The following is an 18984-nucleotide window of genomic DNA, read 5'->3' as shown; positions in this document are numbered from 1 at the left end:
ATGTATCAACTTCTGAAACAAGAGGGCGCCGCCCGCCGCGGGGAGTTTACCACCGTCCACGGAACGGTACAAACCCCAGCGTTTATGAATGTGGGCACCGCTGCTGCCATCAAGGGAGGTATCTCCTCCTACGACCTAGTTGACCTGAAATGCCAAGTGGAGCTGTGCAATACCTATCACCTCCACATCCGGCCGGGGGATGACAAAATCCGGCAGTTGGGCGGCCTGCACAAATTCATGGGCTGGCAGCGCCCCATCCTCACCGACAGCGGTGGGTTCCAGGTTTTTTCCCTGGCAAAACTGCGCACGATTAAGGAAGAAGGGGTGTATTTCCAATCCCACGTGGACGGAAAAAAGATCTTCATGGGACCGGAGGAGAGCATGCGCATCCAGTCCAACCTGGGCTCCACCATCGCCATGGCCTTTGACGAGTGCATCGAAAATCCCTCCACCCGGGAGTACACCAAGCGCTCCATTGAGCGCACCGTCCGCTGGCTAGTCCGCTGCAAAGCGGAAATGGAGCGGCTTAACAGTTTGCCGGATACCATCAACCGCAATCAGATGCTCTTTGGCATCAACCAGGGTTCCACCTTTGATGACCTGCGGATCTGGCACATGCAGGAGATCGCCAAGTTGGACCTGGATGGCTACGCCATTGGAGGGCTGGCAGTTGGCGAGACAGCGGAAGAGATGTACCACATCATCGAGGTGATAGAACCTTACATGCCCAAAGACAAGCCCCGGTATTTGATGGGGGTTGGCACACCGGCCAACATCATTGAGGGGGTGTGGCGAGGAGTGGATCTGTTCGACTGTGTTATGCCCAGCCGCAATGCCCGCCACGGCCACCTCTTTACCTGGGATGGAATCATCAACATCCACAACGCCAAATATGAACTGGATGACCGGCCTCTGGATCTCCAGTGTGACTGCCCGGTCTGCCGGAACCACAGCCGGGCTTATATCCGCCATCTAATCAAAGCAAACGAGATGCTGGGGATGCGCTTGGCGGTGATGCATAACCTGTATTTCTACAACACCTTGATGGAGAAGATCCGCGCCGCCTTGGACGAGGGCTGTTATGGGGATTTCCGTGCCCATTGGCTTCCTATTTTGAGTAAGCGCATCTAGCAGGGGAGTTGTGAGCAATTCCTTAATTTTGTAAACAGCGTTGCAATCTTCCGCCCCGCATTGTATAATATTATTTGTATATTTTTTGGAGGTGCAAAACAACCATGACACAAATTATGCTGCAAACCCCGACCAATGCTTCCATGGCGATGTTCACCCAGTTCGCGATGATTGCCGCCATGTTCGCCATCCTGTACTTCTTCATGATCCGTCCCCAGAAAAAGAAGGAGAAAGAGATTCAGCTGATGCGTTCCAAACTGGAGGTCGGGGATGAGATTGTCACCATCGGCGGCATCATCGGCCGGGTGGTCAATATCAAAGATGAGACCATCGTCATCGAGACCGGCAGCGACCGCAGCAAGATCCGCATCACCCGTTGGGCTGTCCAACAGAACAACAGCGCAAAATAGGCTGTGCCGCAGAATAAAGCGTGACCCCTTTGAATATCCTGTAACTGGAATAAAGGAGGGGTTGGGTTGAAACGAGCGAAAAACAAACCGAAAAATGAGCCGGTCGGCTATTTGAAATTTGTGCGGCCTTTATTGGTCGGCTGCGGCGTTGGTGCCGCCGTCTGTGCGGTGATTTTGATGGCCCTGGCCCTGGCCATGTCCATCAAAGACCTGCCCCAATCGCTGGTGGAACCGCTGGCGGTCTTTGCCGTAGCTCTGGGCGCATTTTGCGGCGGTTTTTGCTCCGCCAAGATCGTCCGGGAGAAGGGACTCCTCTTGGGCATCTGCTGTGGAGCGGTCCTCTTCTGTGTCCTCGCCTTCTTTGGCGTGGGTGGGGAAGGCTTTGGTACCGCCGGCCTGATCCGCCTGGCAGTCATTCCGCTGTGCGGTGGGGTGGGTGGAATTTTGGGCGTCAATACCCGCAGTCGGCGCAAATAAAACCTACAAGGCTTTCAAGGGATAATTGGAAAAGCGGACGCCTTTTGGGGCGTCCGCTTTTTGCAAAGGCTAGTCTATTTTTCATCTCACCCGCATAGGATTGGATAAAAACAGTGAGGTGGGATGCGAAATGAATCGGACACGCAGTTTTGGCCTGGATGGGAAACGGCGCAAGGCTGGCTATTACAAGCGGTATTTCCTATTTTTTATCCGGGAGAATTGGTTGATTTTATTGTTTGGATTTTTATTCATTTTTGGTGTCTGGATTGGGACATCCTTTATTGGCAGTTTCCAGGGGGAAACCTTGGATCAACTGCTGATCCTCCTCAACGGGTTTGTCTCCCGACGGGAAGGGCAGGAGATGCGCCAAACATTTTTGAGCACATTTTTTTCTTCTTTTTGGCCGGCGGCACTCTTGTTTTTCTGCGGGTTTTGTGCCATCTCTCAGCCGCTGATTGCTCTGGTACCCTTCTTTAAAGGGTTGGGATTTGGGCTGTCCGCCTCCACGATGCTAAGCATTTACGGCAGTTCTGCCATGGGGTATCTGATTGTTCTGCTGCTGCCGGGGACTATTCTTTCAACCTTGGTTCTCCTGTTCTGTTGTAAGGAGTCTTTGGGGCTCAGCTGCATGTTTTTTCAGGTGATCAATCCCCTACAAATGCCTAGCGAAGGTACTTCTGTGGGAGATTACTGTGTAAAGTATATTATCTTTACAGCTTGTTTAGCTGGTACTTCCGCCTTAGAAAGCCTGCTATTTCAAATGTTTTCTAGTTATTTTGCACTATAATGTCAGGGGATGTTTTAAAATCAGGAAGGAGATGGTCTCTTGGGGAATTCTTTGTCCTCCCCTAGGGAACCTCTGGAAAAAAGGCGTTTTTTTGTCTTTATCGAGGTTTTCTTTCACAAATTTTGGAAGTTGATTGGTTTGAATCTTCTCTTTTTACTCAGCTGTATTCCAGTGGTGACCATTGGGCCGGCCCTTTGTGCTATGGCCTATGTCACCCGCAATTTTGCCATCGGCAAGCCACTATTTTTGGTCTCGGATTATTGGGGAACGTTTCGCAAAAACTGGAAACAGGGGTTTATCTATGGGCTCTTTTTCTGCGGCTCGCTTGGCATAGTCGGGGTGGTGATTACCCTATGCCTTCCGTACACAGCACATAACCCGCTATTTCAAATCCCGTTATACCTTTGTTGGGCAGTGATCGGGGTCCTCATTATTGTGAATTTTTATGCACCTTTGATGATTGTGACCCTCGATTTGCCCCTCTGGGATATCTTGAAAAACGCCTTTATTTTGTCGTTAGTGGCACTGCGAACCAACCTGATTACTCTGTTCCTTGTGGGGAATCTGCTGTTGGCCTGCCTGTACTTTTACCCTTACTCGGCATTTTTTGTGGTGACCATCTTGCCGGCATTTCTCTCCCTAGTGGCGTCCTTCAACAGCTATCCCATTGTGGAAAAATTCCTGATCCTGCCCTATGCTTCCCAACAAAAAAGGGAAGATTCCATCTTCCGGGATTCTTCCCACTAAGCGCCTTGTGGCGCTTTTTTTGTGTCTTTTTTCACCTGGGAAAGGGGAGAGCTCTTGATGGCATTTTCCACCTGTGCGCTGGATACATGGGTGTAGATCTCAGTAGTGGCGATGTTTTCATGCCCCAAGACCTCTTTCAGTGCCCGGATATCGACTCCACCGTGCTGATACATCAGCGTCGCCGCTGTGTGCCGCAGCTTATGAGGGGAATACCCTTTGGCGGAGAGCCCGGCCGACTGTAAGGCTTTCTCCACAATCTGCTCCACCCGCCGGCCAGAGATCCGGCTTTTCCGGCTGGAGAGGAACAGTGCGTCCTTGTCTTTCACCCCATCCACTGGCCGAACAGCCAGGTAGGTTTTAATCGCGGCCCGGCAGGCGTCGTTGAGATAAACCACCCGTTCTTTGTTGCCTTTGCCGGTGATGGTTAGTGTTTCTTCTTTCATGTCGGAGAGGTTGATGCCCACCAGTTCAGAAAGACGCATCCCACAGTTTAGAAACAGGGTGATCATACAGTAATCCCGAGCGGATTCAAAATCTTTCACCTCCACACTGCTGAGGAGCTCCAGGCTTTCCTCTAAGGTTAGATACCGGGGAAGGGATTTCTTTACAGAAGGAACTTCCAGCTCCTGCACAGGATTTTTTTCCAACAGGTGGGATTTGGCGGTCATATACCGGAAAAAAGAGCGCAGGCTGGAAACTTTGCGCGCCCTTGTTTTGGCGTTGTTATCGGCCTCGGTCAGGGTGTAATTTAAAAAGGCATAAGCATCTGATAATGTTATATTTTTAACAAAATCTAATGAAATGGAATCAATTGAAATTTCATGGATCGGTTGATCGGCCGGGGCCATATGCTTGTATTGCAGCAAAAACCGGAAGAACATCCGCAGGTCTATGTAATAAGCTTCTACGGTTTTGGGCGACCGCCCTTTGATGGTTAATAGATAAAATAAAAAATCCCGCAGAAAATCCGGTGCATCTTGATATTCTTGAATGGACATGTGAAACCCTCCATGATTCCTAAAAGTCAGCTGACGATGATGTTTGCATCCGATGCGATCAGATTGGCGACGATACAGCGTACATGGAACTTACCTGAAAAGATGATTGGGTATCATCCAATTTCTATGATAAGGAGTGAAATGATTGATAATTCCAACACCGCCTAAAGCCTTATGGTAATCCCAGACCGCTAAGTTTAAGTTTTAGAATCACATCGAAAATTGCGCTCCCCTTAATTTCGTTAAATCTTTATTTTGCGAAGTTGTCCGCCCCTTTATTTTACCACAGGCAGCCTCTTTCCGCAAGTCCATTCTCTCCAATAAAACGGGCAGATATTTCTGGTGGGTCGTCGTTGGAGTTCGCTCTGGATATACACAAAAGGATGGGATACATCCCATCCTTTCATTCTCTATTCAAACCGCAGGGCATCCACCGGCCGAAGCTTTGCGGCAATTGCCGCTGGGTATACGCCGAATAGAACCCCAAGCAGCACTGTAAAACCAATGACCGCCCAGGTTAGGGTCCAATTGATTGCCATAGGAATCCCCCCAATGGCACAGCAGATGAGCACAATGCCAAGGCCTACACCGGCCCCGATTATGCTTCCCACCAGAGACAAGGTAAACGCCTCGATGAGGAATTCCAGCAGGATGATCCCTTCGCTGGCGCCGATGGATTTTTTGATCCCGATTTCTTTGGTGCGCTCATTGACTGAGGTCAGCATCATCGTCATGATGCCAAGGCCCGCTACCACCAGGGAAATCGCCGCAATTGCGGAGAGAACTAAGGTGACCAAATCCATAATCCGGTTGAGCCCTTCCTTCTGTTTTGCCATGTTCTCCACAGTGCACATGCTTTCGGATCGGCCGGATGTCTGGCAGAGCTGGGTGATAATCTCCTCCCCCACCCGATCCGGGTCTTCCCCTTCCGCCGCCCGGACAGCGATTCGGTCAAAGTGGTCCTGGCCAGACGCGCTTTGCATAGTGGTATATGGAAGGTATAGGAAGGATGGCACATACTCCCCCAACATGTTTTGCATCAGGTTCCCTCCGGACTCCACGACCCCTACAATCTCATAGGATTCGGTTTTGTTGTCGTATTGTACCTCGATGGTTTTCCCCACAATATTGGAACGGTGGTAAAAGGCTTCAGCTAAGTTTTGGTCTACAATACAGACTTTGTTCTGCTTGTCCATATCCGCTTGATCAAACAGCCGGCCGTAGATGGGCACCATGGAGACGGTTTCCTCTGCTCCATCCCCTACGCCCCAGGCCACACATTTGGAGACCAGGCCCCGCATGTAGACATCGGTGTATTTCATCAGCACTGGGAGGGTGCTCTCCACCGAGGGGAGCTCTTGCAATCTGGGAAGATCCTCTTCCCGCAGGGCGGCGGAGGGATGGCGCATCCCGTCCACACTGATTAAGATAGAGCCGACCCCCATCTTTTCAATCTCCATGTTGATCTGGGAGCGGCCAATTTCCCCAATGGATGCAGTTAAAACCACCGACGCCACTCCGATGGAGATCCCCAGGATGGTCAGTACGCTGCGGAAGCGCTTCCTCCCCAGGTTGCGCAGGCCGCAGCGCACGCTATCAATCAGCATCAGCATTTGCTTCCCCCCTTAAATAGACAAAGTTGTGGGAGACCGCCGGCTCATCCGGGTCAAAGAGGACAATTTCCCCGGGAGCTAGCCCCGCAAGGACTTCTACACCCTCCGCTGTCTCCACCCCGGTTTCAATATCCCGCCGGATGGCTTTCCCCCCTTCAAACACATAAACATACTCAATATTTTCCCGGTCTTGGCGCACCGATTCAAAGGGGACCATCACCACCTGGCGCTCCTCCTCCAAAAGAAGGTCCACTTTGGCGGCGTACCCATCCCGCAGGGAGGAGTCCCCATCTTCAATGAGGACTTCTGCTGTGACGGTCGCCTCCCCTGCCCCGCTGTTCTCCGCCGTGGGATAGAGTTTGGTTAAGGTCCCGTTGTATTCTTTGGTCTGTCCATTGCAGCGGATGACTGCCTGGCAGCCCTCGTAGACATCATCCGCCTGGGACTGGGGGATGGAGATTACCACCTGGTATCCGCTGGGGTCCACAACGGAAAATGCCATCTGCCCTTTCCCGGAAAGGATATTCTCTTGAAGGTTGACCTTGGCCACAATCCCTTGGATAGGGGACGCAATGGCGCTGGGGATATAGCCTACCTCAACCGAGGGGGACTGCTGGTAGCCAGAGGTGTAGCCCTGGGCGAGGGCATCCACCTGATCCCGGCCGATCTGATAACTTTCCGCCAAGGCATATAAATCTTCCAACTGCTGGGAAAGGCCGCTTTTTGCTTCTTTCTCCACCGCCACAGCACCGCTGTGGGCAAGCACAGTCTGGGTGAGGGAGACATCGATCACCGCCAGAGAATCCCCCTCCCCAACCCAATCCCCCACTGAGACAGGGACTTCCATGGGGATCACCGGGGTGTCCAGGTAAACTTCCGCTGACTTTTGAGCCCGCACCACCCCTTCACAGCTCAAGCGCCTGCTGTAAGGCTGTTCCACTGGGCGAATGTACTGCACTGAGCAGAGGGAGGACAAAAAAAGCTGGGGCAAACACCCCGCCAACAGGATCACCCCCACGGTAAACAGGGTGAGAAACAACTTCATCCGCATCAAAAAAACCCCCATACCAAAGTAAATAACCAAAGCTTGTCACTTTTGTTATTCTCTCTCGCATGGGGGGGAATATACTGTAGGATTTCCTTGGAATAATTGCGGAATCCAGCCGCACACTAACCACTATGAGGTGAGTAGAATGAGTTGGATTCCGTGCGCAAAACACTGCCGCCACCAACGGGACGGCTATTGCAGTTTGGATCAAATCACCCCGCTGGGTACCAGTGCGGATGAGGAATGCGCTTATTTTTCCCGGGTGGAGGACGACCGGTCATCCTTTGAGGGCCGCACAGGCTTGGGCGAGGCTGCTGACCCCGATTAGCTCTAAATCCGTCGGCAGGTCGTCGGTTTTCAGCTGCTTCATCGACGCACGGGGCAGAATGATCTTGTGGAACCCCAGCCGGTAAGCCTCGTTGACCCGGGATTGCACCCGGCTGACGGCCCGAATCTCCCCAGCCAAGCCCACTTCGCCAAAGGCGACTACATCTTCCGCAATGACCCGGTCGGTCAGGTTGGAGACAAGGGCCAAGGCCACCGGCAGATCTGCCGCGGGCTCGTCCAGCCGCAGACCACCCACCACGTTGATGTAAGCGTCCAGGTTGCCAAAGAAGTAGCCGCCCCGCTTTTCCAATACCGCCAAAATCAACGCTGTGCGGTTGAAATCAAACCCGGTGGAAGTCCGGCGGGGATTGCCGAATGCGGTTTTGGTCACCAGGGCCTGAACCTCTGCCATAATAGGACGGCTCCCCTCGATGACACAGGCGACGCAGGTACCGGAGACGTTGGTCGGCCGGCCGGAGAGCAACATCATAGAGGGGTTCTGTACCTCTTCCAGGCCGCTTTCAGTCATTTCAAAGACACCGATCTCGTTGGTGGAGCCGTAGCGGTTCTTCACCGCCCGCAAAATCCGGTAGGAAAGGTTGCGCTCCCCTTCGAAATAGAGGACAGAGTCCACCATGTGCTCCAACACTTTGGGACCGGCGATAGCGCCGTCCTTATTGACGTGGCCGACTACAAATATGGGGATGTCATTGGCCTTGGCCACATAAATCAACTGCTGGGTGCATTCCCGCACCTGGGTCACACTGCCCGAAGAGGACTGGATAGTGGAGAGGTTCATGGTTTGGATGGAATCCACCATCACCAGGTCGGGGGAAAGCTGCTCAATGGTCTGCACCACCTGGGCGATGTCGGTGATGGAGGAGATGTACAGGTTGTCGCTGTCCACCCCCAGCCGCACAGCCCGCAGCTTGACCTGGCGGGCGCTCTCCTCGCCGGATACATATAGGATTTTTAGGTTTTGACATAGAAACTGGCAAATCTGCAGCAGGATGGTGGATTTGCCGATGCCAGGGTCGCCGCTGAGCAGGATCACCGACCCGGGGAAAACGCCACCGCCCAGCACCCGGTCCAACTCCTTTAAGCCGGTTTTGTACCGCTGCCGCTCATCGGATGAAATCTCGTGGAGCTGGGAAACCACCGCAGACTTCACATGTTCCTTCGGGGGCATTTTGCTGCTGAGGGGAACCGATTTCACCTGTTCCTCAAAAGTATTCCAAGCGCCGCACTCCGGGCATTTGCCGTACCATTTGGGGGCTTCGTACCCACAAGCAGAGCACACATAGTTTGTTTTGATTTTGGCTGCCAAATTTTCCACATCCTTTGTCTTATACCGAGTACAGGAATTCCATCACCGAAGAATAGATGACAAAGGCCACCTTTTCCTGGTATTCCGGATCAATCAAATTGGTGGCCTCCTGGGGATTGGAGAGGAAGCCGCACTCCACCAATACCGCCGGGGTTTGGGCCTTGTAGAGGAGGAACAGTTCCCGGCCGGACCGTTTGCGCTCCCGGGTGTTCTCCGGTTGGAGCATCTCCCGGAAATGGCGCTGCATGATAGCGGCCAGTTCCTCACTTTCCGGGAGATTAGGGCTGTAAAACATCTGGGCGCCGCTATACTTGGGGTCGGTGAATTTGTTTTGGTGAATGCTCAAAAAGATGGCATCCCTATTTTGCTCCATAATTTTTAGGCGGTTGCGCATATCCGAGGTCTTTTGGTTCTTCACCCCGGTGATCCCGTCGTCGTGGATAGAACAGTCGCTGTCCCGGGTCATCACCACGTCAAACCCGCTGATCACAAACAAGTCCCGCAGATCTTCAGCAATGGCCAAGTTGATGTCTTTCTCCACAATGTTGTTGTACCCAACCGCGCCGCCGTCCATCCCGCCGTGCCCGGCGTCGATAATGATCCGGGGCCGGTTCCCCGCAGTGAGCATCACCGGGCAGGTTCTGTGAATCCGAAAGACCATACCCCCTGCTGCGGCAAATGTGACCACACACAGCACAAGGACAGCCAACCAATATTTTTTCTTCAATGCCATCACTCCCACCACGAAGGTATGCGCCGCCGGGCGGGGATTATGCTACCTTTTTGGACTGCGGAACACCAGCCGGTAAAGGAGGAGGATTTCTTTGGTGCCCAGCAGATACCCCAGCCAGGCAGTGACAGGCAGGCATAGGTGAAACCCAATCACCAGGGCGACAGCACCCCAAGAGGCGTTGGCAGCGTAGCCGGAGGGCATCACCCAGTTGATAAAAAAGACGTGCTGGGGGGTAAAGAGTTTATAGAGGAAGGCCACATCGGGGATGGCTCCCGCCTTAGAGAGGATCAGGATCAGCCCAGAGGCAAAATACGGGACAGCGGCAACAAGGCCCACCGGCACCCCGCGATGGCTCCGGACCGGCCGTTTTTCCAGCCGGGAAAGGCGGCCCTCCTCCTCCCCCATAGCCCATGCGCTGTGATATACCACCATGCAGAAGGAGAGGAGCGCCGCTGTCTGGACAACCATCTGGCTGGTTCTTCCCTGCCAGAGGAGGCCCAGTGAAAAGACGATAATGGCGGCGAAAAACACCCCGAACAAGCTCACTCCAAACAGCCCTAACCCTTGAGAGAACAGTGATTTTTTCCGGTTCAAAAGCATACCTCCATATCCGCTTTGGAAAACAGCCGAGCCCGAAGGCCCGGCTGCTCCAATAGGGATGGATACTGTTAGAATTTTTCAGTCATCATGGTGTAGACCACCCGGGTGGTGGTATAGAACTCCTCCAAGTTCAGACGCTCATTGGAGGAATGGACGTCGTACATACCGCTGGCGATGCAGGCGCAGGTGATACCGGAACCGGCGAAGATGTTGCAGTCGCCGCCGCCCCCGCCGATAAGGGTGGAGGTGGGGATGCCCTCTTTTTCATAGGCGGCCATACAAGCCTTAAAAGCAAAGGATTCCTGGCTCAGCACAAAGCAGGGGTAATCGTGGCTGACGGCAAAATCTACCTGGCCGCCCATCTCGGCGGCAGCCTCTTCACAGGCTTTTTTCATCGACTCCACCTGGTTTTTCAGCTTCTCCATGCTGTGGGAGCGCACTTCCGCAGTGAAGAACACCTCATCGGTGACCACATTGGTCTGCCCGCCGCCCTCGATGCGGCCGATGTTGGCAGTGGTCTCCGCATCGATGCGGCCCAAAGTCATCTTAGCGATGGCCTTGGAAGCCATGGTGATGGCGTTGATGCCTTTTTCCGGCTCGATGCCAGCGTGGGCTTTTTTGCCCTTAAAGGTGGCGACAATGCCGTCTTTGGCAGGGGCCGCAGTGACGATAACGCCAGGCTTGCCCGCTCCGTCGATGGAAACCATGTTCTTGCAGGGCAGCTTGGAGACGTCGAAGTTCTTGGAACCCATCATATTCTGCTCTTCGCAGATGGTGAAGAGGAAGTACATCTCCCGGTGGGGGATGTTGTTCTCCCGGATATACTCATAAGCCTCCAGAATAGCGGCGATGCCGGACTTGTCATCAGCGGCCAGGATGGTGTCCCCTTTGCTGACCAGGAATTCCCCGTCTACAACCGGCTCAATGCCGTTGCCGGGGGATACGGTGTCGATGTGAGCGTTGAAGCACAGGGCTTCGCCCTCCATGGTGCCGGGCACATGGATCAAAAGGTTGCCGCCGTTGCTTCCAAAGTTTTTGCCGGCTTCATCCCGGTAAACGTCAAAGCCACGGTTTTTAAAATATGTTTCGATCCAGTCGGCCATCTCCTTTTCGTGCAGGGAGACGCTGTCAATGCGGATCATTTCGCACAGGGTATCAAGCAGTCTTTTTTTATTTAATTCCATGGTGTTGCTCCTCCAGTAATGGATTTTCACGGTTCAGCCATCCATTGGGTTTCCCTCAGCTGACACGTTAGTATTATACCAGTTTCCTCCGCTTTTTTCAATGGAAGATTTGCCAGAGGGTATGCTGCTATTCTTCGGTGATAGAATTCCTGTACTCGGTATAAGACAAAGGATGTGGAAAATTTGGCAGCCAATGGAAAGCCTAGCAGTTTTCTTCCAGATACCGGACAGCGCACTGGGCATAGGTGGCGCTTCCCACATAAAGGGCCTCCTCATTGACTTTCATCTTGGGATCGTGGCAGGGATGGCAATAGCCCTCTTCCGTGCTGCCGACACCCAGGTAAATCATGGCCCCGGGAACCCTCTCGGCCACCACAGCGAAGTCCTCCCCGCCGCCGCTGGGCCCGATCTCCTCCACGTCGCCTTGGGGGAGCATCTCTGCTGCGTAACGGCCCATCTCCCGGGCAAAATCCGAGTTGTTCACCAGGGGCGGCATACCGTACATATGCTCTACAGTGGCGGTTCCGCGGTAGGTGGCAGCCACCGATTCGGCGATCTCTTTGATTCGTTTCTTCAGGAAATTGCGGGTCTCCACCGAATTGGTACGGACCGAGATCTCCAGGGAAGCGGTATCTGCCACACTGTTGCAGCTGGAACCGCCCTCCATTTTGCCCACCAGCACCACAGCCGGCTGGGTGCTGGGAATTTCCAGCGCCAGGATCTCCTGGAGGGCGATGATGGTGTGGGCGGCGATGTTGATGGCATCCACGCCCAAATAGGCCTTAGAGCCATGAACCCCATGACCCTGAATGGAGATGCGGATGGCATCGCCGGAGTTGTTGGCCACCCCGGAGATGTAGCGGATGATGCCGCTGCGGGTGTCATCCATTCCAACCGAAATGTGCAGTCCCAAGGCCACATCCACCTTGGGGTTCTCCATGATACCGTCTTCCACCATGGCAGCAGCCCCAGCCAGCAGCTCCTCCGCCGGCTGGAACATAAATTTCACCGTACCTTTTAGTTCCTCTTCCTTCTCTTTAAGCATTTTGGCGGCGATCAAAAGCATAGCGGTATGGCAGTCGTGGCCGCAGGAGTGACAGTGGCCGTTCTGGGCGGCATAAGGCATCCCAGATTCCTCGGGCATGGGCAGGGCGTCCATATCTGCCCGCAGCAGGAGAACTTTCCCCCCCTTGCCCACAGTGCAGGTGACACCGGCTTTGCCCACAGTTTTGGGCTCGTAGCCGTAGGAGCGCAGTTTTTCCGTGACGAAGGCATTTGTTTTAGGCAGGTCAAAACCCAATTCCGCATAGCTGTGGATCTCACGGCGCATGGCAATCAATTCCTGTTCCAGTTCCTTAGCCCGATTGAGAAAATAGTTCATTGCAGTTCCTCCTCATGTATCGTTGTATGGCGATTCCCAGATGGATACGGTCGTTTTCTGTTCCCTATCATACCTCTTGCAGGCACTTTTGTCAAGTAAAGTGTGAAATTAAAAACCGGCCTTACACGAAAGGCCGGTTGCCATTACCACTCCCGGGTCATGGGCTGAATGTCCGACCGGGTAAAGTGGATGATATTATCCAGCCGCTTTTTTTCATCCTCCATATAGAAGATGTAGGCGGTGCCGGATTTTTTTGCACGGCCAGTGCGGCCGATGCGGTGCAGGTAGTATTCGTTGCTCTGGGGAACGTCATAGTTGACCACAGCGTCCACATCTTCTACGTCGATGCCGCGGGCAGCCACATCGGTTGCGATGAGAACACAGTCCTTTTGTTCCCGGAATTGAGCCATGATCTTATTGCGGGCGCTCTGCTGGAGTTCTCCGCTCAAGCAGATGGCCGGCACCCTGCGGATGTTCAGCTGGTCACAGAGGCTGGAAGTAGCGTATTTGGTGTTGCAGAACACCAACACCTTGTGGTAACCATTGCGGGCGATGATCTGGCACAAATCTTCAATCTTTTGGCGGCCGGTGTTGGTCTGCAGGCTGTATTGGGTGATCTGAGGGCGGCTGTCCTCCACAGGCTGGACAGTGATCTCCACTGGATCCCGCTGGTACAGCCAGCCGATGTCCATCACCTCCCGGGAGATGGTGGCAGAAAACATGGAAAGTCGCTTCCCCTTGGGGAGGGCATCTAAAATACGCCGGACTTCCTTGAAGAAGCCCATGTCCAGCATTTCATCCGCCTCATCCAGGATGGCAGTAGTGACCCCGGTAAGCTGGATGGTTTTCCGCTTCAGATGATCCAGCAGGCGGCCGGGGGTTGCAACCACAATCTGAGGCGATTTTTTCAGCGCCTCAATCTGGCCGGCGATAGGCTGTCCTCCATAGACCGCCACAGTGCGAATATGGGGAAGAAAGGCGGTGAGATCCCGCATCACATCCCGGATCTGGAGGCAGAGCTCCCGGGTGGGGCAAAGGATCAACGCCTGGGGTTCCTGTTTGGATTCCGGGTTCAGCATTTCGATAATGGGGATGCCAAAGGCACAAGTTTTGCCGGTGCCGGTGGGGGCTTTGGCAATGACTTCTTTGCCCTCTAACAGAACGGGGATCGCCTTTTCCTGCACTTCGGTCAGTTGGGTGAAACCCATTTTTTCCACAGCCTGCTGTATTTCCGCCGACAAGGCGAGTTCACTGTATTTTGTCATACGATACTCCTTGTTTTTAACATACAAAAAGGCCAGTGACCCGCTGGCAAGCGGATCACTGGCCTTACATGGTGGAGGCGCCAACCAGAATCGAACTGGTGAATAAAGGTTTTGCAGACCTCTGCCTTACCGCTTGGCTATGGCGCCGTACTGTGGCGGATCACATCAACACTATATGAAAGAAGGGAATTTTATATTCCTATAAACCGCTACTTTTCTCTTTGGAGTGGGTTACAAGGCTCAAACTCGCTCCGCTGCCCCAAAGAGCTTTTTGCTTTCCAACCGTTTTAAAACAACGGAGGAAACAACCAAAAGATAAGAAAAAAAGGCTGGTTTTTTTCCAGCCTTTTGTTGGAGCGGGTTACGAGGCTCGAACTCGCTACCTCCACCTTGGCAAGGTGGCGCTCTACCAGATGAGCTAAACCCGCGNATTCCATGGTGTTGCTCCTCCAGTAATGGATTTTCACGGTTCAGCCATCCATTGGGTTTCCCTCAGCTGACACGTTAGTATTATACCAGTTTCCTCCGCTTTTTTCAATGGAAGATTTGCCAGAGGGTATGCTGCTATTCTTCGGTGATAGAATTCCTGTACTCGGTATAAGACAAAGGATGTGGAAAATTTGGCAGCCAATGGAAAGCCTAGCAGTTTTCTTCCAGATACCGGACAGCGCACTGGGCATAGGTGGCGCTTCCCACATAAAGGGCCTCCTCATTGACTTTCATCTTGGGATCGTGGCAGGGATGGCAATAGCCCTCTTCCGTGCTGCCGACACCCAGGTAAATCATGGCCCCGGGAACCCTCTCGGCCACCACAGCGAAGTCCTCCCCGCCGCCGCTGGGCCCGATCTCCTCCACGTCGCCTTGGGGGAGCATCTCTGCTGCGTAACGGCCCATCTCCCGGGCAAAATCCGAGTTGTTCACCAGGGGCGGCATACCGTACATATGCTCTACAGTGGCGGTTCCGCGGTAGGTGGCAGCCACCGATTCGGCGATCTCTTTGATTCGTTTCTTCAGGAAATTGCGGGTCTCCACCGAATTGGTACGGACCGAGATCTCCAGGGAAGCGGTATCTGCCACACTGTTGCAGCTGGAACCGCCCTCCATTTTGCCCACCAGCACCACAGCCGGCTGGGTGCTGGGAATTTCCAGCGCCAGGATCTCCTGGAGGGCGATGATGGTGTGGGCGGCGATGTTGATGGCATCCACGCCCAAATAGGCCTTAGAGCCATGAACCCCATGACCCTGAATGGAGATGCGGATGGCATCGCCGGAGTTGTTGGCCACCCCGGAGATGTAGCGGATGATGCCGCTGCGGGTGTCATCCATTCCAACCGAAATGTGCAGTCCCAAGGCCACATCCACCTTGGGGTTCTCCATGATACCGTCTTCCACCATGGCAGCAGCCCCAGCCAGCAGCTCCTCCGCCGGCTGGAACATAAATTTCACCGTACCTTTTAGTTCCTCTTCCTTCTCTTTAAGCATTTTGGCGGCGATCAAAAGCATAGCGGTATGGCAGTCGTGGCCGCAGGAGTGACAGTGGCCGTTCTGGGCGGCATAAGGCATCCCAGATTCCTCGGGCATGGGCAGGGCGTCCATATCTGCCCGCAGCAGGAGAACTTTCCCCCCCTTGCCCACAGTGCAGGTGACACCGGCTTTGCCCACAGTTTTGGGCTCGTAGCCGTAGGAGCGCAGTTTTTCCGTGACGAAGGCATTTGTTTTAGGCAGGTCAAAACCCAATTCCGCATAGCTGTGGATCTCACGGCGCATGGCAATCAATTCCTGTTCCAGTTCCTTAGCCCGATTGAGAAAATAGTTCATTGCAGTTCCTCCTCATGTATCGTTGTATGGCGATTCCCAGATGGATACGGTCGTTTTCTGTTCCCTATCATACCTCTTGCAGGCACTTTTGTCAAGTAAAGTGTGAAATTAAAAACCGGCCTTACACGAAAGGCCGGTTGCCATTACCACTCCCGGGTCATGGGCTGAATGTCCGACCGGGTAAAGTGGATGATATTATCCAGCCGCTTTTTTTCATCCTCCATATAGAAGATGTAGGCGGTGCCGGATTTTTTTGCACGGCCAGTGCGGCCGATGCGGTGCAGGTAGTATTCGTTGCTCTGGGGAACGTCATAGTTGACCACAGCGTCCACATCTTCTACGTCGATGCCGCGGGCAGCCACATCGGTTGCGATGAGAACACAGTCCTTTTGTTCCCGGAATTGAGCCATGATCTTATTGCGGGCGCTCTGCTGGAGTTCTCCGCTCAAGCAGATGGCCGGCACCCTGCGGATGTTCAGCTGGTCACAGAGGCTGGAAGTAGCGTATTTGGTGTTGCAGAACACCAACACCTTGTGGTAACCATTGCGGGCGATGATCTGGCACAAATCTTCAATCTTTTGGCGGCCGGTGTTGGTCTGCAGGCTGTATTGGGTGATCTGAGGGCGGCTGTCCTCCACAGGCTGGACAGTGATCTCCACTGGATCCCGCTGGTACAGCCAGCCGATGTCCATCACCTCCCGGGAGATGGTGGCAGAAAACATGGAAAGTCGCTTCCCCTTGGGGAGGGCATCTAAAATACGCCGGACTTCCTTGAAGAAGCCCATGTCCAGCATTTCATCCGCCTCATCCAGGATGGCAGTAGTGACCCCGGTAAGCTGGATGGTTTTCCGCTTCAGATGATCCAGCAGGCGGCCGGGGGTTGCAACCACAATCTGAGGCGATTTTTTCAGCGCCTCAATCTGGCCGGCGATAGGCTGTCCTCCATAGACCGCCACAGTGCGAATATGGGGAAGAAAGGCGGTGAGATCCCGCATCACATCCCGGATCTGGAGGCAGAGCTCCCGGGTGGGGCAAAGGATCAACGCCTGGGGTTCCTGTTTGGATTCCGGGTTCAGCATTTCGATAATGGGGATGCCAAAGGCACAAGTTTTGCCGGTGCCGGTGGGGGCTTTGGCAATGACTTCTTTGCCCTCTAACAGAACGGGGATCGCCTTTTCCTGCACTTCGGTCAGTTGGGTGAAACCCATTTTTTCCACAGCCTGCTGTATTTCCGCCGACAAGGCGAGTTCACTGTATTTTGTCATACGATACTCCTTGTTTTTAACATACAAAAAGGCCAGTGACCCGCTGGCAAGCGGATCACTGGCCTTACATGGTGGAGGCGCCAACCAGAATCGAACTGGTGAATAAAGGTTTTGCAGACCTCTGCCTTACCGCTTGGCTATGGCGCCGTACTGTGGCGGATCACATCAACACTATATGAAAGAAGGGAATTTTATATTCCTATAAACCGCTACTTTTCTCTTTGGAGTGGGTTACAAGGCTCAAACTCGCTCCGCTGCCCCAAAGAGCTTTTTGCTTTCCAACCGTTTTAAAACAACGGAGGAAACAACCAAAAGATAAGAAAAAAAGGCTGGTTTTTTTCCAGCCTTTTGTTGGAGCGGGTTACGAGGCTCGAACTCGCTACCTCCACCTTGGCAAGGTGGCGCTCTACCAGATGAGCTAAACCCGCGCTTGGTGCCTTCGGTCGGAATCGAACCAACGACACGAGGATTTTCAGTCCTCTGCTCTACCGACTGAGCTACAAAGGCATTTTGGCGACCCGGATGGGGTTCGAACCCACGACCTCTAGCGTGACAGGCTAGCGTTCTAACCAACTGAACTACCGGGCCATTTTTGGTGGGAACAACAGGGCTCGAACCTGTGACCCTCTGCTTGTAAGGCAGATGCTCTCCCAGCTGAGCTATGCTCCCCAACACCTTGCCGCCGGAGCTTCGATTCCCTCTCCTGACGACATGGTTTATTATACTATAAGCACAGGCCGAAGTCAACCGTATTTCTACAAAAAAATCCTTTTTTATCATTCTATCGGTTTTCTTCCAGATGTGAAAAAATTTTTGGATAGAATTGGTAAACTATATCCCCTTTTGGTGCAAATTGCCTCCCGAACCAGACCTTTTCTCGGATATTCTGCCCCAATTCCCGGTATGCTAACCATAAAAACAAATGGAAATGAGGGGATAAATGATGAATAAAGACGCTGAATTACTAAGTGCAATTTACAAAAATGCCAAAACGGGATACCACTCTACCGATGCCCTGCTCCCCAAGGCGAGCCAGGGGAAATTTGGAGGCGAGCTGCGCTCCTGCCGCGATCAGTACCAAAACTTTGCCAAAGACGCCTCCCAGCGCCTTCAGGAAATGGAACTATCCCCCAAGGAGCCAAACCCATTGTCTAGGCTGTCCATGCAGGTGGGGATCGCCGCCAACACCATGCTGGATTCCTCCCCTTCCCACCTGGCCGAAATGATGATCAACGGCAGCACCATGGGCATCATCGACCTGGAAAAACGGCTGAAACAATGTGGGGAATCCGACCCAGAGGTGCAGCGGCTGGGCAAAGACCTATTGGAATTTGAACAACAGAGCATCGACCGATTGAAAGGCTACCTGCGATAACAAACAAAAAGGGAGCGGAAGACACCCCTGTCCTCCGCTCCCTTTGATGCCATAAGGAGTCCATGCGTACCAAATCTATAGGGGATGTCTCCCCTTGCGTCAAACTACGCCCCTTCCCCCTCGGAAAAAACCAGATAGGGCAGGATTTTTTCCAAGGTCTTTTCCCCGATCCCTTCCACCTGGAGCAGATCCTCCGGGGCGGTAAAGGGAATGGATTGCCGGGCATCTACAATCCGCCGGGCCAGAACAGGGCCAATTCCCGGCAAAGTTTCCAGCTCCTCCGGAGACGCAGTATTGGGGTTGACCGGCCCGATGGGTTTACCCGGCTGGGTCACCGGCTCCCCATCCACTGCAACTGGCACCTGGAAGGAGGGCAGAGGAAAATCCGGCTGTGCCCATAGGGACAACAGAAGGTAGAACCCGGCCAGCGTCATGGCCAGAAAAGCGAACAGCCGCGTCAGCTTGTCCCGGTTCATCCAGTTCCCCTCACTTCTTTTG

At 53.5% G+C, this 18984-nt stretch carries 19 protein-coding genes and 7 tRNA genes; 7 read left to right on the top strand and 19 right to left on the bottom strand.

Annotated elements, in window-relative coordinates; all coding sequences use genetic code 11:
• From tgt to BQ5353_RS00435, 5 genes are all read left to right on the top strand, one after another.
• Positions 1-1131 carry a tRNA guanosine(34) transglycosylase Tgt gene (gene tgt / locus BQ5353_RS00455; protein WP_054331211.1) on the top strand — a complete coding sequence of 377 codons (1131 nt, stop codon included), beginning with the start codon at positions 1-3 and terminating at the stop codon, positions 1129-1131.
• Positions 1132-1235: 104 nt separating this feature from the next.
• Positions 1236-1541 carry a preprotein translocase subunit YajC gene (gene yajC, locus BQ5353_RS00450; RefSeq protein WP_082398536.1) on the top strand — a complete coding sequence of 102 codons (306 nt, stop codon included), beginning with the start codon at positions 1236-1238 and terminating at the stop codon, positions 1539-1541.
• Positions 1542-1607: 66 nt separating this feature from the next.
• Entirely contained in the window at positions 1608-2018 is a 411-nt protein-coding gene (locus BQ5353_RS00445; RefSeq protein WP_054331212.1) for a TIGR04086 family membrane protein, read from the top strand.
• A 130-nt stretch (positions 2019-2148) separates the two neighbouring features.
• Positions 2149-2805, top strand: coding sequence for a hypothetical protein (locus tag BQ5353_RS00440; RefSeq protein WP_071427080.1), 657 nt, complete (start codon positions 2149-2151; stop codon positions 2803-2805).
• Between the two features lie 39 nt (positions 2806-2844).
• The gene (locus BQ5353_RS00435) at positions 2845-3552 is read left to right on the top strand and encodes a DUF624 domain-containing protein (protein ID WP_054331214.1); all 708 of its coding nucleotides are present in this window, start codon (positions 2845-2847) and stop codon (positions 3550-3552) included.
• Here the strand turns inward: BQ5353_RS00435 and BQ5353_RS00430 are convergent.
• The 3 genes from BQ5353_RS00430 to BQ5353_RS00420 form a co-directional block, all read right to left on the bottom strand.
• Positions 3549-4550, bottom strand: coding sequence for a tyrosine recombinase XerC (locus BQ5353_RS00430; RefSeq protein WP_071427079.1), 1002 nt, complete (start codon positions 4548-4550; stop codon positions 3549-3551). The two genes, BQ5353_RS00435 and BQ5353_RS00430, sit on opposite strands and share 4 nt — an antisense overlap.
• Before the next feature lie 410 nt (positions 4551-4960).
• On the bottom strand, positions 4961-6163 hold the full coding sequence (locus BQ5353_RS00425; RefSeq protein ID WP_054331215.1) for an ABC transporter permease: 1203 nt from the start codon (positions 6161-6163) through the stop codon (positions 4961-4963).
• Positions 6147-7214, bottom strand: coding sequence for an efflux RND transporter periplasmic adaptor subunit (locus BQ5353_RS00420; RefSeq protein ID WP_071427078.1), 1068 nt, complete (start codon positions 7212-7214; stop codon positions 6147-6149). The genes BQ5353_RS00425 and BQ5353_RS00420 overlap by 17 nt, the downstream gene beginning before the upstream one ends.
• Positions 7215-7356: 142 nt before the next feature.
• Here BQ5353_RS00420 and BQ5353_RS12575 point away from each other — a divergent pair, with 142 nt between their 5' ends.
• Complete coding sequence (locus tag BQ5353_RS12575) at positions 7357-7539, top strand: hypothetical protein (RefSeq protein WP_143117109.1); 183 nt, start codon at positions 7357-7359, stop codon at positions 7537-7539.
• Here BQ5353_RS12575 and radA read toward each other — a convergent pair.
• The 15 genes from radA to BQ5353_RS00345 form a co-directional block, all read right to left on the bottom strand.
• Positions 7489-8865: a DNA repair protein RadA gene (radA, locus tag BQ5353_RS00415; RefSeq protein ID WP_054331218.1), complete on the bottom strand. Its 1377-nt coding sequence runs from the start codon at positions 8863-8865 to the stop codon at positions 7489-7491. The genes BQ5353_RS12575 and radA overlap by 51 nt on opposite strands.
• Before the next feature lie 19 nt (positions 8866-8884).
• Complete coding sequence (locus BQ5353_RS00410; RefSeq protein WP_233424483.1) at positions 8885-9526, bottom strand: N-acetylmuramoyl-L-alanine amidase; 642 nt, start codon at positions 9524-9526, stop codon at positions 8885-8887.
• Positions 9527-9640: 114 nt separating this feature from the next.
• Positions 9641-10192 (bottom strand): hypothetical protein, encoded by a 552-nt coding sequence (locus BQ5353_RS00405; protein WP_071427076.1) that lies wholly within the window; start codon positions 10190-10192, stop codon positions 9641-9643.
• Positions 10193-10266: 74 nt separating this feature from the next.
• A complete protein-coding gene (locus BQ5353_RS00400) occupies positions 10267-11382 on the bottom strand; it encodes a M20/M25/M40 family metallo-hydrolase (RefSeq protein WP_071427075.1) in 1116 nt (371 codons plus the stop codon).
• 202 nt (positions 11383-11584) lie between these two features.
• Positions 11585-12763: a M20 metallopeptidase family protein gene (locus tag BQ5353_RS00395; protein ID WP_071427074.1), complete on the bottom strand. Its 1179-nt coding sequence runs from the start codon at positions 12761-12763 to the stop codon at positions 11585-11587.
• A 143-nt stretch (positions 12764-12906) separates the two neighbouring features.
• Entirely contained in the window at positions 12907-14028 is a 1122-nt protein-coding gene (locus BQ5353_RS00390; protein WP_143117108.1) for a DEAD/DEAH box helicase, read from the bottom strand.
• Positions 14029-14100: 72 nt separating this feature from the next.
• A tRNA-Cys gene (locus tag BQ5353_RS00385) sits at positions 14101-14175 on the bottom strand.
• Between the two features lie 205 nt (positions 14176-14380).
• A tRNA-Gly gene (locus BQ5353_RS00380) sits at positions 14381-14456 on the bottom strand.
• A 211-nt stretch (positions 14457-14667) separates the two neighbouring features.
• Complete coding sequence (locus BQ5353_RS00375) at positions 14668-15846, bottom strand: M20 metallopeptidase family protein (protein WP_071427074.1); 1179 nt, start codon at positions 15844-15846, stop codon at positions 14668-14670.
• Positions 15847-15989: 143 nt separating this feature from the next.
• A complete protein-coding gene (locus BQ5353_RS00370) occupies positions 15990-17111 on the bottom strand; it encodes a DEAD/DEAH box helicase (protein ID WP_143117108.1) in 1122 nt (373 codons plus the stop codon).
• Positions 17112-17183: 72 nt separating this feature from the next.
• Positions 17184-17258, bottom strand: a tRNA-Cys gene (locus tag BQ5353_RS00365).
• 205 nt (positions 17259-17463) lie between these two features.
• Positions 17464-17539 (bottom strand) — tRNA-Gly (locus tag BQ5353_RS00360).
• Positions 17540-17542: 3 nt separating this feature from the next.
• A tRNA-Phe gene (locus tag BQ5353_RS00355) sits at positions 17543-17618 on the bottom strand.
• A 4-nt stretch (positions 17619-17622) separates the two neighbouring features.
• Positions 17623-17699: transfer RNA gene (locus tag BQ5353_RS00350), tRNA-Asp, on the bottom strand.
• Between the two features lie 5 nt (positions 17700-17704).
• Positions 17705-17780: transfer RNA gene (locus tag BQ5353_RS00345), tRNA-Val, on the bottom strand.
• A gap of 271 nt (positions 17781-18051) precedes the next feature.
• Here BQ5353_RS00345 and BQ5353_RS00340 point away from each other — a divergent pair.
• Positions 18052-18486 (top strand): hypothetical protein, encoded by a 435-nt coding sequence (locus BQ5353_RS00340; RefSeq protein ID WP_071427072.1) that lies wholly within the window; start codon positions 18052-18054, stop codon positions 18484-18486.
• Between the two features lie 104 nt (positions 18487-18590).
• Here BQ5353_RS00340 and BQ5353_RS00335 read toward each other — a convergent pair whose 3' ends face one another.
• Entirely contained in the window at positions 18591-18962 is a 372-nt protein-coding gene (locus BQ5353_RS00335) for a ComEA family DNA-binding protein (RefSeq protein ID WP_082398726.1), read from the bottom strand.
• Positions 18963-18984 lie beyond the last annotated feature (22 nt).

This window comes from Merdimmobilis hominis, from assembly GCF_900104615.1.
Lineage (GTDB): Bacteria > Bacillota > Clostridia > Oscillospirales > Ruminococcaceae > Merdimmobilis > Merdimmobilis hominis.
The sequence above is the reverse complement of the archived record's forward strand: the minus strand, read 5'-3'. Positions and strand labels throughout refer to the sequence as shown.